Origin of the sequence: Deinococcus indicus (genome assembly GCF_002198095.1) — a bacterium.
Classification (GTDB): Bacteria; Deinococcota; Deinococci; order Deinococcales; family Deinococcaceae; genus Deinococcus; species Deinococcus caeni.
This window is the reverse complement of the sequence record NZ_NHMK01000022.1, coordinates 1-12,900: the sequence shown is the minus strand read 5'-3', so window position 1 is coordinate 12,900 and position 12,900 is coordinate 1. Positions and strand designations below refer to the sequence as shown.

Annotated in this window: 15 protein-coding genes; 9 read left to right on the top strand and 6 right to left on the bottom strand. The window is 65.3% G+C overall.

Features of this window, described 5'->3' with window-relative positions; translation table 11 throughout:
• The first annotated feature begins 51 nt into the window (after positions 1-51).
• Complete coding sequence (locus tag CBQ26_RS14335; RefSeq protein WP_088249324.1) at positions 52-621, top strand: hypothetical protein; 570 nt, start codon at positions 52-54, stop codon at positions 619-621.
• A 141-nt stretch (positions 622-762) separates the two neighbouring features.
• Here CBQ26_RS14335 and CBQ26_RS14330 read toward each other — a convergent pair whose 3' ends face one another.
• Together CBQ26_RS14330 and CBQ26_RS14325 are read right to left on the bottom strand one after the other, a co-directional pair.
• Entirely contained in the window at positions 763-1,221 is a 459-nt protein-coding gene (locus CBQ26_RS14330; protein ID WP_088249323.1) for a hypothetical protein, read from the bottom strand.
• The gene (locus CBQ26_RS14325) at positions 1,218-3,017 is read right to left on the bottom strand and encodes an alpha/beta hydrolase family protein (protein WP_143342141.1); all 1,800 of its coding nucleotides are present in this window, start codon (positions 3,015-3,017) and stop codon (positions 1,218-1,220) included. The genes CBQ26_RS14330 and CBQ26_RS14325 overlap by 4 nt, the downstream gene beginning before the upstream one ends.
• Positions 3,018-3,565: 548 nt before the next feature.
• On the opposite strand from CBQ26_RS14325, the gene CBQ26_RS14320 reads away from it, so the two are divergent.
• The 6 genes from CBQ26_RS14320 (at position 3,566) to CBQ26_RS14295 (ending at position 7,749) form a co-directional block, all read left to right on the top strand.
• Positions 3,566-4,960 carry a replication initiator protein A gene (locus CBQ26_RS14320; protein WP_143342140.1) on the top strand — a complete coding sequence of 465 codons (1,395 nt, stop codon included), beginning with the start codon at positions 3,566-3,568 and terminating at the stop codon, positions 4,958-4,960.
• Between the two features lie 326 nt (positions 4,961-5,286).
• Positions 5,287-6,144 carry a hypothetical protein gene (locus CBQ26_RS14315; RefSeq protein ID WP_088249320.1) on the top strand — a complete coding sequence of 286 codons (858 nt, stop codon included), beginning with the start codon at positions 5,287-5,289 and terminating at the stop codon, positions 6,142-6,144.
• Positions 6,145-6,241: 97 nt separating this feature from the next.
• Positions 6,242-6,568, top strand: a complete 327-nt coding sequence (locus CBQ26_RS14310; protein WP_088249319.1) for a hypothetical protein — start codon at positions 6,242-6,244, stop codon at positions 6,566-6,568.
• Positions 6,569-6,631: 63 nt separating this feature from the next.
• A complete protein-coding gene (locus CBQ26_RS14305; protein ID WP_088249318.1) occupies positions 6,632-7,135 on the top strand; it encodes a hypothetical protein in 504 nt (167 codons plus the stop codon).
• Positions 7,132-7,344 (top strand): hypothetical protein, encoded by a 213-nt coding sequence (locus CBQ26_RS14300; protein WP_088249317.1) that lies wholly within the window; start codon positions 7,132-7,134, stop codon positions 7,342-7,344. The genes CBQ26_RS14305 and CBQ26_RS14300 overlap by 4 nt, the downstream gene beginning before the upstream one ends.
• 54 nt (positions 7,345-7,398) lie before the next feature.
• Positions 7,399-7,749, top strand: coding sequence for a hypothetical protein (locus CBQ26_RS14295; RefSeq protein WP_088249316.1), 351 nt, complete (start codon positions 7,399-7,401; stop codon positions 7,747-7,749).
• Between the two features lie 211 nt (positions 7,750-7,960).
• On the opposite strand, the gene CBQ26_RS14290 is transcribed toward CBQ26_RS14295, so the two are convergent.
• The 4 genes from CBQ26_RS14290 to CBQ26_RS14280 form a co-directional block, all read right to left on the bottom strand.
• Complete coding sequence (locus CBQ26_RS14290) at positions 7,961-9,259, bottom strand: TrkH family potassium uptake protein (protein ID WP_216360372.1); 1,299 nt, start codon at positions 9,257-9,259, stop codon at positions 7,961-7,963.
• An 80-nt stretch (positions 9,260-9,339) separates the two neighbouring features.
• On the bottom strand, positions 9,340-9,699 hold the full coding sequence (locus CBQ26_RS21975) for a hypothetical protein (RefSeq protein ID WP_172418100.1): 360 nt from the start codon (positions 9,697-9,699) through the stop codon (positions 9,340-9,342).
• A 139-nt stretch (positions 9,700-9,838) separates the two neighbouring features.
• Positions 9,839-11,242, bottom strand: a complete 1,404-nt coding sequence (locus CBQ26_RS14285; RefSeq protein ID WP_088249314.1) for a TrkH family potassium uptake protein — start codon at positions 11,240-11,242, stop codon at positions 9,839-9,841.
• A 90-nt stretch (positions 11,243-11,332) separates the two neighbouring features.
• Entirely contained in the window at positions 11,333-11,575 is a 243-nt protein-coding gene (locus CBQ26_RS14280; protein ID WP_088249313.1) for a hypothetical protein, read from the bottom strand.
• 599 nt (positions 11,576-12,174) lie between these two features.
• Here CBQ26_RS14280 and CBQ26_RS14275 point away from each other — a divergent pair.
• Positions 12,175-12,630 (top strand): transposase, encoded by a 456-nt coding sequence (locus CBQ26_RS14275; protein ID WP_088249312.1) that lies wholly within the window; start codon positions 12,175-12,177, stop codon positions 12,628-12,630.
• The coding region (locus CBQ26_RS14270) for a transposase (protein ID WP_143342159.1) at positions 12,624-12,900 on the top strand (277 nt) is incomplete at its 3' end. The genes CBQ26_RS14275 and CBQ26_RS14270, both read left to right, overlap by 7 nt.

Genomic DNA, 12,900 nt, shown 5'->3' with positions numbered 1-12,900 from the left:
CGCACGCATGCCACACACCACGCGTCACGCATTAAACGACATCATACGGGCATGGAATCCATCAACTCCGACCGCCACGCCCACATCCTCGCCGCGCTCCGCAACCCGCTGACCAGCGCGGCCCACCACCCACGCCTGACGCCCGGCGCTCAGGCCCGCGCCAAGCGCCTGCTGCGCGAGGTCCGCGCCGCCTACGCCCTCACCCACGACCACCTCTCCCAGATCGCCACCGCCGTGCCGGTCGGGCAGCCCGTCGCCCAGGAGGTCATCGGCGGGGCGCGCCGCTTCATCCTCGAACAGAACCTGCAGGACGCCCTGGCGCTCGCCGCCCGGGCACGCGCCCTGCCCCTCACCCGCACCGGCGCCGCGGTCCGGACCGCGGCACTCGACAACGTCTCCGTGGCGCAGGAAGCCTGCGACGTCGCCCAGGCCCACCCGATCACCACGACGCTCGCAGACCTGCTGCGGGAGATCCGGCTGCTCTGCCCGGCCGCGACCCAGGTGGCGCTCAACTGGACGGGGCAGGCCGACGAGACCCCGGTGTTCGCCCGGCCCCAGCGCGACCGCCGGGTGATCCTGCTCGTGGCGGGCACGCAGCCGGTCGGCACGGTCTGGTACTGACCGGCGGGGGCCGGGGTGTCAGTGCCCCGGCCCGCTTTCAAGACAGATTTAACTCAGCATCGCGCTGCAGTCCTACCTTCAACCGCTTCGGCAGGGGCCATTCGTATCCGGTGCCAAGCCGGCCGTCCCAGTAGGAGGCGCTCAGGGTTCGTTCCATTCGTAGGGCGGGGTGTACACGATGTCGGTCTCGTAGTTCTTGAGGATGTCGGGCTGGTTCTTGTAGGTGTCGGTTTTCGGTTTGACGAAGCTGATGCCAATGCCGAAGCGCATGTCGGGCTGGTCTTTCAGGCTGAGACCAATGTGATACTGGCCGTAATCTTCAGTCCAGGGGATGTCGCGGGTGTACGGCTCGATCACTGGAGTGAGGATCTCAAGGACTTCTTCTCTGGACTTCGTGGTCACGTAGTACAGGGACTGCACGCCCCCGATAGGGCCGCCACCGTCGATCTGTTTAAAGTCGCTTTGCTGGAGTCGGGCCGTCAGGGCCGCGTGAAGCTGTTCTGCTGGGGTCATGCGTTCTCCGGTGGGGGTGGTGCTGGCCTGTTGGGCAGGACCGGTACAGGCCGTGAGGGCAATCAGGAACAAGGCGTAGCGTTTCATTCGCCTCTCCAGGATTTCCAGATGATGTCGAGCTGAGCGGTGATCTGGGTCTTGACGTCTGGAGGGATCTTGACGCCCTGCTCGAAGTACCGGCCCACTATGGTGGGTTGGGTGTTGGTCTTGACGCCACTGCGGTTGATGGTGACGGGATTGTCCATGTCGATGACACTCATGTCCATCTGGAGGATCCTGGCGAGTTCCCTGTCGTCCTTGTCGAGCTGGAGGTGTTCGTCGGAGTTGATGACGGCAGCAGCCCTGGTCTTGAACGCGGCGAGGGTCTTGATGGACTTGTCCGCTGCGAGGGTTTCAATATGCGAGAGCAGCGTGTTGTAGGCGATGTTGACGTAGAAGGCAGTTTCGAGGAGGTCCAGGCCCGGGTAGGCTGAGATGGCTTTACCGGCCTGCATTCTGGCCCTTTCCACGTTGGCCTTGGGGTCCTGAGTACTGGCGTAGGCGCCGGCGAACACGGTCTGCACCTCTCTCGGGCCGTCCTTGTCGAGGGTCGCCTCGTCACGCATGCCGTTCTGAACAAGGAATTGAAGGTCCGGGGAGAGGGTACGCTGGCCGCGCACGTAGGTGGACAGGAGGGGGGCGACGTGGCCGCTCCGGGCGTTTTCAATCACATTGCTCGAGAAGGGTTGCCGGGTTCCCTGGGGCCGGGACACCCTGTCGAAGGTGTAGATCTGTCCGTCGATGTTGCGCTCACCCGCGTTGGGAACGACGTCCCCGTTGGCTCGGTAGTGCCGGGCCTGCAGTCTCTCTTCAGGTGGGCGCCAGTTGTTGGTGGTGCGGAGCCCGTCAACCAGAGACTGCTCGATACCTGGAGACTGGAACGTGACGACCTGCCTGAAACTGGCGGGGTGGAGGGCCGTGACGATCTGCGCGATGGCGCCCCCGAGGCTGTGCCCGGTGGAGATGGCGGGCGCGCCGAGTCGGGTGAGATTGGCCTTGATGAGGTCCTTGTTGGGTTGGACCTGCAACCACCCGATGGGCGCGGGGCTGGCGTCACCGATGAGGGTGTCCACGGAGCCCTCAATGGCGGCGCGGCGCGCCTGGGCCTGTTCGGGGACGCTCTGTCCTTTCTTCCTGGCGGCGGCGGCAGCGCCGTCTCCCCGGGGATCGAACTGAACGCCTTCGGTGCCGCGGAACGCCACGATGGGTTGCGGCGCCCAGGGGGTCTTACCGGCGGTGGGGTAAAAGACGCGCATCTGGAATCCCCAGCGTCCCAGGATGAGGGGACCGGCTGTGTAACCGAAGTGTTTGAGCAGCGCGGCGGGGTTGCTGCCCCGGCGGTCTTCGTGGGTGTCGGCGTTCATCTGCGCGGCGGTCTGGTTGCTGTAGACGAGGCCGACGGCGATCTGCTCGAGGAACGTGTCGAGTGTGAGGGTCACCTGGGGAACTGGCGGGGGAATGAGGGCCATGAGGGGCGCGCGCGTGTTGGAGTCGCGGATGAGTTCGCCGAGGCTGGCACTGAGTGTTGTTCCGTTGTTGAGTTTGGCGTAGGCCTGGGCGGTCGCGACCCGGTCTTTGACGGGGATGGCAGCCAGGAGATTCTGCACGAGTGGAGCGGCCGCAGCGTCTTTCAACGGGTTTTGGCGGAGGTGCTGATCCATCCACTGATCGAGTATCTGGGCCATCCGTTCAGGTTTTCCGGCCGCGAGCTTGATGGCCTGAACGGCTTTGAATGTGGCGGCCTGAAGCGGCGTGGAAGGTTGCCGTGGCGTGGGAGTGCCGGAGGTTGGCGGCGCGGCTGTCTTCACGCTGGGTGCGGCTGGGGCAGTCCGGTTGGTGTACATCAGGGCTCCTTTCGCGCATCGTACCGGTCCTGCTGGAGGGTTGCTGGCAATATTGACCAGCCGTTCACTCGGTTTCCGTTGAACAGGGCTGCCCAGGTGCTTCCGCTGCAGTGGCCCGACATCTTTGTGTGATTCGCTCCGCGTTCTGCTGCCCCGGCACCGTAACACACCGCTCACACGGCTTCCTTGGATTTTTCTGGACCCGTTAATCCAATCCCCGACACCTTCGTGTGATTCTGTGGGCCTGAACCCGACACCTTTGTGTGATCGGGCTGGAGGCCAGTACCGACACCTTTGTGTGGTTTTGCGGTTCTAGCGTGTGCAGCACACAGAAAAGCCCCTGACTGGCTGCCAGGTGCTCTGAGCCCGACACCTTCGTGTGATCAGCGCTCCAGACGCCCGACACCTTTGTGTGGAATGGTCCCCGATCCCCGACAACTTTGTGTGATTCATCCGGGTTTTTCCCGTCCAGCACGCAAGTTGGTTCCTCCCCTGTTGTTGTTCTTTTATAGTCTTTAGAACAAGAAGAACAACAACAGGAAGTGAGCATGCCCAGACAGAACATCCGCCCCCACGATGAGCGCCGGGACGAGCGCAACATCGCCCGCCTCGGCATCATCAGCGTCCAGTCCCGCATCGACGACACCCTGCGCAACTGGACCGCGGAGTTCTCCATCGAAGGACGCCCCTACCGCGTGGAATGCGCCGCCCCCTACGGCCGACCCCACGGCATCGACACCGACCTGATCCTCGCCATCCAGACCCTGTTCATCCGCACCGGCTGCCCCGAGCACAACTGGCTGCACACCACCGCCTACGAACTCCGCGGCGTGGCCGGCCTCCCGGACAACGGCCGCACCTACCAGCGCCTCAAGGACAGCCTCAAGCGCCTGTGGGGCACCGGTTTCATGGTCGCCGAAGGCTGGTTCGACCCGCAGCGAGGACGGCGAGTCTGGAGTTCGGACTCCCTGCGGTACATCGAGCGTGTCCGGCACCACGAACTGGACCGCGAACCCGAGGAACTTCCCGGCCTGGATCCCTCCTCGACGCTGAGCATCCGCCTGGGGGAGCAGCTGGCCGACTCCATCCGCGCGAGGCACGTGCAGGTCCTGGATGGCCAGCTGCTGTACCAGCTGGAGCAGCCGCCCGCGCGGGCGCTGTACCGCCTGCTGGAAGCGCACCGGACCGACGCGGGCGGGCAGCGGCGCCTGCTGCTCGAGGTGGGCCTTCAGGACTGGCGGCTGGCCTGCGGCATCCAGTCGGAACGCCCCGAGATCGTTCGCCGGGCCCTGCAGCCCGCCCACGATGAACTCCGCGCGACCGGGTACCTGCGGGACGTGCAGATTCAGGGACGCGGGAAGGCGCAGGTCCTCTCGTACCACTTCACCGAGGATGACGCGCCGGACCAGGCGCTCGTGGAGTTGCTGATCGGCGTGGGGGTCAGCCGGGCCACGGCGGTGCTGCTGGCCACCGAGCACGGGGAGGCAGTCGAGACGGCCGTGGCGTTCGTCCGGCACCGGCAGGCGGCCGGGCAGGTCAAGAATCCCGGTGGGCTGGTCGTGGATTACCTGCGTCAGCCCGCGAAGTACGTCCTGCCCGAACGGCTGCACAGCGCCCCGGTGGATGAGGCGACCCGGAAAGTCCGCGCGCTGCAGGCCATTCAGGTGGCCGAGCAGCAGGCAGAGAAGGCGGTCAAGCAGGAACGGCAGCGGCTGGCGGCGCTGCCACCGGCCGAGCAGTTCAGCGCCCTGCGGGGCAGCCTGAAGGTCCTGCTCAGGCCGCTGGGCAAGGAGGCCTGGGCGGGCCTGGAGCGGCTGTGCCTGTCCGGGCAGCTGTCCGCGCTGGACGTCCGTGAGGAGGCCGCCCGCGCGATGGGGCGACTGGAGTTGCAGTCGTACCTGGATGACCTTCAGGCGCAGATCGCGGACGCGGCCCCCGACTGACCCGGTCAGCCCGGGTGGAGAGTGGTGACGGCCTGGTCGTCGCAGCCATAAAAAAAGACCCTAGCCTCTCCCCTTTCGGGGCGCTTGGGTACTCGTTGCACCCATGGTATCCCTGCGGGGAACGGCTGCCAACAGGTGAGGGCATGGAGGCGGTGGCCGGGGTGAGGGGGCGTTCAGGCCAGCAGGGGTTCCCTGGTGGGGACTCTGCGCGGCGGTCGTCGTTGCATACAGTTGCGTCTGTCCGGCAGGAAATCCCGCATGGGAGCGAGTTTTTTGACACACGATCAACACACCACACCTCCAGCATAAAATGACATCATAAATCTATGAACGAAGCCATCAAAGCCGCCCTCGCCGAAGCCCTCACCGCCGCTGAAGAAGCCGAAACCGCCGCCCAGGCCGGACGCTTCGCCGAAGCCCGCACGCTGCTTGATGTAGCCGAGGCGGGCCTGACCGCCGGCGAAACCCGCAATCCCGCCCTGCTGAACCGCCGACTGAAGATCATCCGCATTCAGGCCAGCGTCGAGGCCCTGCTGCCCGCCGCCGAGGTGGAAGCCGACGCCGCGCCGGTCGTCGAAGCGCCCGCCCAGGCCGACGCCGAACCCGCCCAGGCACCCGAAACCGACGCCGCTGCCCCGGTGGCCGCGCCGGTCGACGAGCCAGAGGTCGCGCCGGTCAACGAGCCCGTCAATGCCCCCGCCCCGGTCGCGCTGCCCGAGCCCGCCGAGACCGAGCTGCCCCCCGTCGCCCAAACCGACGCCCCCGCCAAGGTGCGCGGCGTGGCCGCCCCCCACGCCCTGCCCGACGAGGGCTGGGACCGCGTCGCGGCGGCCCTGCGCGCCCAGGGCACCGACGCCGGGGCCCGCGAGGCCGACGCCGCCCGCCACGGGCGCCTCCAGGGCGACGCCGAGGACGCCCGCGACACCTGGCGCGCCCGGGTCGAGGAGCGCTTCGCCCTGCAGGCCCGGCTGGAAGTCTGCGCGCTGCGCGGCGACTACGCCGGGGCGAACGCCGCGTGGGACCGCCTGTTCGACGTCGTGACCGCCATCCGCAGCCGCGAAGGGGCCGCGCGCCGCCGTGGGCTGCCCGGGGCCGCCGCGATGCGCCCGGTGTATGAAGCGGCCAATCAGGACAGCCTGCAGGTGCGCCGCTGGGCGCGCGGCGTGAAGGTCGACGCCGCCTGAACCCACTGTCCGGCCCCCGCTCTGTCCGGGCGGGGGTTTGCCGTCCCACACACACTCGACACACCACGCGGGGCGCATTAAGCGGCATCATATAGCCATGAACGAAACGTTGACCCTGACCGCCCTGCGCGCCCACCTCGCCACCGAACCCCGCACCGCCACCGTCACCCTGCTGCTCCCCTCCGGCGACACCGGCCGCTTCGACCTCGAAACCACCCACCAGCACGCCACCCTCGTCGCCCAGCCCCCCGCCCCCAGCTGGGACGCCACGGTCGAGGACGTTCTCGCCGCCATCGACAACGAACTGACCCTGCTCGCCAACCCCGAAGCCCTGCCGGTGTACGTGTGCGCCCCGGACGGCGGCCTGTTCGGCGTGTCGGTCGAGAGCGGCGTGGCCCTGCGCGCCGTGCCGCTCATCTGGTAACCGCCACGGGGGCGCACCCGCGCCCCCGGTTCTTTCCTCTCCCCCAGCCTCCGGAGGCCCCCCATGCCCACTCCAGCGCCCACCATTCTGTTTCCGGTCCTGACCCCGGTCGCCGGTTCGTTCTGCGCCGCGCCCGGCGAGCCCCTGCGCGGCGTGACCGTCACCCACGAGGGGGGCCGCGAGGTCGCCTATCTGATCGGCGTGACCAGCCACCGCGGCTCCCGCCTGGCCGTGCTCGTCCCGCTGGACCTGCCCCGCTCCCGGATCGACGCGGCGCTGCGGGCCAGCCTGAACGCGGCCTTCCCTGGCCTCGGCGACCGGCCGGACGCCCTGGCGCACCTCTCGGGCCTGCTGGCGTTCTGCGCGGCGCAGGGGCAGCCCGGTGACGTGCTCGAAGTGACGGCGGGCGTCGTGAACCTGAACGTGTCGCTGACCCCGGCGACCCCGGCGTCGCTGGCGCTGGTGCCGGAATTGCTGGCCGGGGCGCGGGAGCAGCTGCTGGCGCTGTGCAGGGCACAGATTCAACACACCAACCATTCCGCATCATATGGCATCATAAAGGCATGAACGACACCCTGACCGTCCGCGACCTGATCAAAGCCCTGCAGGCCCTCGACGACCGCGGCCTCGGCCACGCACCCGTCCTGCTCGCCCCCACCCGCGAAGGTGCCGACCACGGGGTCGCCGGGCCGCCTGAGGAAGGCCTCGCCGAGTGGGCCGGGTACGGCACCCAGCTGGACGGCCAGACCGTGGCTGTCGTGATCACCCTCGCCTGAACCGCACCCCGCCCCGGTCAAAACCGGGGCACTCCCCGCTCCGGAGGTCACCGCATGCCCGAGATCCAGTCTGCCCAGCCCAACGCCGTCCAGCCCAGCCTCGCGCAGCAGCTCGCCTTCACCGGCCCGCTCGCCGGCGCCATCACGCACGTCCTGCGCTTCGCCGACCCCCAGGCCGGGGAGCCGACCCTGCTGCTGTCCACCCCCGCCGACCTCGGGCAGCCCGTCACGCTGCACGTGACCCGCTACGCCGCCGACGACCTGGAGATCTCCGGCACGTACCGCGGCCAGCCCGGCGCTCACCTCGGGTTCTTCACCGTGCCCGGCCTGCGCGCCCGCCGTCAGGCCGAACTGGACGCCGCCGCCCAGGCCCGGCGCCAGGAGGAACGCCTGCGCCAGCCCTGAACGTTCATCCACCCCTGACCCGCTGAACGACCTGTTCTCCTGGATAAAACTCACTGAGCGGATCCGATGTTCCGACAAACTACCACCCAAGGAATCTACTGGCCAGGAAGCCGAACTTACATGTGCAGGCTTCACAGAGATAAGGCGTGGCCGCAGGAAACTCTTTCTCATCATTTCTGTCATGCAGTCCGTTGCAAACCATCACCGTTGCTTAACCCACCACAAAGTGTCGCTCCTCAGGTCGCCGAACCAGCGACGGCTGCGCAGACCGGAACGCCAACAGCAGCGACAAGAAACCCACACGCCCCAGAAACATCAACACTACCAGCACCAACTTACCGCCAGGCGAGAGGTTAGGCGTTAAATTCACGCTCAGACCAGACGTCGTGAAGGCACTCACTGCCTCAAACGCCAAGACACCGGGATGGTGACGGCTCCCTTCCGTCACCATCAACGCGAACGTACCAACCGCCACACTCAGGAGTCCCAGGCTCACTACCGTCAGTGCACGCATCAGCGTCACGGCACTCACCCGCCGACCAGCCAGGTCAGTGTCCTCCCGACCCCGAAGAGAAGCGAGGGCAGCTGCGAAAAGGACAGCAGCTGTCGTCGTCTTGATCCCACCAGCCGTAGAACCGGGATTACCTCCCACGAACATCAACACCATCACCAACAGCAGCGTCGGTGCTGCCAGAGCGCCATAATCCATTGTCGCGAATCCCGCTGAGCGCGCCACAGTCGGCTGAAAGGCAGCGTGCAGCAACCGCTCAGACCATGGAAACTGCCCCAGCGTACCTGGACGGTTCCACTCCAGTAGCGCAAAGCCCCCCCAACCGAACAGCAGGAGCGCGCCTGTCATGCCCAGCCCCACACGACTCATAGTGGAGAGCCTGGACGGACGCGCCCTCGTCAACCGCGTACGTACACGACCGCCCAATTCGTCGAGTATCACAAAACCCAGGCCCCCCACGATGACCAGGACCATTAACGTCATGAGAGACAGGGAAGACAGACGGACCACGCCGTCAGGCCATAATCCGAACCCTGCGTTGCCGAATGCCATCACGGTGTGCATGAGGGCATAGCGGCCTCCCCGGTCCCATCCTTCCAGAGCCACCATGTCAGGCAGCAACAGAACCAACCCCACCAATTGCACGCCAACGGCCAACCCCAGTACACGCTGTACCAGCCCCGGCAAATGATGCACTACGCCCAGACCCAGTTCGGCGGACACACTCACCCGAGCGACAGCACCCTGACGCCCCAGGCCCACGAATCCCAATGCGATTACCAGTAGCGCCAGGGCGCCTATCTCAATCAACAGTGTCAACCATACCTGCCCAGTCGGGCTCAGGACCTCGGCCACATTGACACTACTTAGCCCAGTCGTGCAGACGGCACTGGTGGCCAGCAGCAGGGCATCTACCCAGGGCAGCGTAGCGCCCCCCTGAGCAGCGGGGTGCATGAATCCTGCAGTTCCAAAGAGAATCAGTCCAATCACGCCGATCACCAGCAGTCGCCCCGGATGACGCGTGACGCCACGCCGGGCCGCTGCGCGCCTCAGTTGTTCAGCACGGTCCAGTCTCAACGTCAGGTCCCCGAAAGGAACCGCAGGGTGGCGTGTTCTGCATTTGCAGTGCAGTGAATCCGAATCAGTTCGCCGTTGTTCCATCCTTTCTCACTGCTGCGCCGCGCCCCAAATTCGACGGTCACTGTCTGACTGCGCAGCTGTAAGGTTGAGGGGATGATGCGATAGCCGTCAATACCTGGCGCGGTGGCCATAGCGGACATGCATCGGTCCAACTGGCGTGTCGTAGAGGGTCGGTTATCGGTTGGGAACAGGAGCTGCCAGACCAGAGGAGCAAGCAGCGCAGCCATCAACCATCGCACCGAGCCGCCACCTGTCAGAGGACGGCGCGACCGTACGAAAAGCATCATGGTCAGCAGCATGATCGTTGTGCTGCGTCACCTCTATTCGCCGGATGGCGGAACACCCGGCCAGTTGACCAGAAGAGACAGGCCACCCGACCAGGAATACGCTTCCGGATTCCATTCCGGTCAATGCTGATGGCACGGCGCGGTGTCTACTTCAACCGATCAGGATGTCTTTGTCTGCCGGATAACGCACCAGCTCCCCTTTCTCCGGCCGGCTGAAGGCCACGGCGAAGGTGAGCGGCCCGATCCGGCCCAGGAACATCAGCAGAATCAGCACCAGGTGCTGATTCGCGTTCAACAGCGGCGTGGCATTCATCGACAGGCCCACCGTCGCGAACGCACTCACCGATTCGAAGAACAACTGAATGAACAGAATCTCCTCATTCGTGTTGAACACCAGCATCAGCACGAACATCACGTTCACCAGCCCGATGCTCAGCAGGCCCACCGTCATGGCCCGCAGCACCGTGTTGGTATCGATGCGGCGGCGGAACAGGGTCGTGTCACGCCGCCCACGCACCATGCTCCAGGCAGACGCCATCATCACGTAGAACGTGCTCGTCTTGATGCCCCCACCCGTCCCGCCGGGGTTCGCGCCGATGAACATCAGCAGGATCGTCATGAACAGCGTCGTCAGCGTCATCGCGCCGTAATCCAGCGTGTTGAACCCGGCCGTGCGGGTCGTCACACTCTGGAAGAAGCTCGCCAGGAGTTTCGTGCCGAAGTCCAGTGGGCCGAGCGTCCTGGGATTGTTCCATTCCAACAGCAGGTACGTCAGCGTGCCGATCACGAGCAGCGCGGTCATCATGGTCAGCACCAGCTTGCTGTGCACCATCAGCCGGTGGCGGCGCGGATTGCGAAGATGCGCGATCACGTTGAGCTGCACCAGGAAGCCCATCCCGCCCAGGATGATCAAGAGGGCGATGACGCCACTGACGAGCGGGTCACCCACGAAATTCATCAGGTTATTGCTGTACAGCGCGAACCCGGCGTTGTTGAAGGCGCTGATCGAGTGGAACACGCTGAAGAACAGGCCGTCAGCCCAGCCTTCCTGCGGAACGAAACGGAAGGCCAACAGGAGCGCCCCGACGCCCTCGATGACGAAGGTGTAGATGAAGATGCTGCGGATCAACCCGAGAACGCTGCCGGCGCTGAAGGCGCCGACCTGCTGTGCGAGACGGATGCGGTCCGTGAAGTTGACGCGTCGGCGGGCGATGAGCGCGAAGGACGTACCGAACGTGATGATGCCCAGGCCGCCGATCTGGATGAGCAGCATGATGGTCAACTGTCCGAGGCGGTTGAAGTCCTTGGCGGGGTCGATGACGTTCAGGCCGGTGACGCACAGGGCGCTGGTGGCGGTGAACAGGGCCTGGAGGAAGTTGACGCTGCGGCGGGTGCCGTCGTCGTTGAGGCCATGCATGACCGGCAGTGAGAGGAGGAGGCCGCCGATGAGGATGGCAACGGCGAACGATAAGGCAATGAGTTGTGGGGGGTTGAGCCTGGAAAGGAAGGTTCTGGCTGGCCTGATGCTCTGTGGCGGGGTAGGAGATGGTCTCATGGGAACGCCCCAGTGTATGGATGATCTGCGTCCTGGGAGGTGGTTGGTGGCGTGTCGTCTTTGAGTTCCCCCAGGTCCGGGATCTGTCTGTCAGTCGCGGCGGCCCAGGCGGGAGGGCAGTTCCGCGATGATCCGCTCGACGCCTTCCTGGTCGAGCAGGGGTTCGAGCAGCTCCACGACGTGATGGTGATCCACCGGCCAGCCCTGCTGCTTCAGGCCGTAGACCAGCTGATCGAGCGCCGCCTTCAGCTCCGGTCGCACGCGCGTGCCCAGGTTCGGGTTCTTGCCTCCGTTCCGGCTGGCCGTCCCACCGTTCCAGGCAGGCAGCGTCACCCCACCAGCAGGCCGGGAAGGTGCCGGAGCGGGGGTCTGGGCAGGCGCGGCCTTCTCGGACGGCTTCCGGGCGGGGCAGGGCTTCGCCGGGGCAGGCTGCTGTTTAAATAGGAACTGAAATGTTCACAACTCTTCTAGAGAGGATCCTGTGGCCTGAGCGCCCTGTCAGGCGTTCAGACTTCTCCGGACATCACAGCCCATCTGCAAGTGACGCAGCATGGAAATGCGCTCACTTACCAGTACACCCTGAAGAATGCGCGGAATCTCCCCTTTCGGGCGGCATATGCCTGCACCTTTGAAGTGTCTCTGGTCAATGGAGCTGGGAAAGCTGTGCGGGTTGACCCGTCAACCGACGCGGCATGCCAAAGTACCTATCGCTGGATTCAGGTGCCTGCCCGCAGTAGCGCAACGGTATTCCAGAAGACGCTCCCCTGGAATCTGGCTGCGGTACCGCCAGGGCGATACCGCGTGAAGACTAACTTCCAACTGTTTCGTGTCCCTGCCGCTTTCCAGACTCAGGAGATTACGCTCTGGAGCGCAGGATTTACCATCCCACGCCGGTAAGAGCCTATCCGGAAAATATGGTGTACTGAGCTGCAGTGACGACGCAACAGCACCAAGATCAAATCAACGCTCAGGACACCCTTTGGGAAGTGCCGGATGAGCTCTGGATTCGTCTGGCTCCAGTCCTGGTCATCGACAAACCCAGAAAGAAAAGTGGGCGTCCCCCACGGGACGCCCGCGCCATTTTCAACGGGTTGATCTGGCTCGCCAGAACCGGTAGTCAGTGGAGCCAACTCCCACGTCGCTACGGCCCAAAATCCACGGTCCACGAACGGTTCACTGCCTGGGTCGAGCACGGATGCTTACGCGCGGCCTGGGCAATCGTGCTGGAAGAATATGACCAGGAGCTCGGGATCGACTGGGAATGGCAAGCCGCTGATGGAAGCATCGTCAAAGCTCCCCTCGGAAAAAGGGGGCCCTCGGAGCGTCCGAAGCGACGGGCAGCAATCCCACCGACCGAGGCAAAGCAGGCTGTAAACGCACGCTGCTGACAGATGCCAAAGGAATTCCACTCGCCGTGGTGCTGTCTGGAGCGAACCGGCATGACAGCAAGATGCTGATGGACGTCCTGGATGCTGTGGTCATCGCTGTTCCTCCTCCTGAGGAGGAGGAACAGCGTCATCTGCTTCTGGACCGTGGGTACGACACGCGGGCATGTCGTGCCTTGGCTGAGATGGAAGGGCTGGTCGCGCATATTCCGAAGAGGGCGACGAAACAGGAGCCTCTCCCTCCACCGAGCGATCCGGACCGTCATCCCCCTC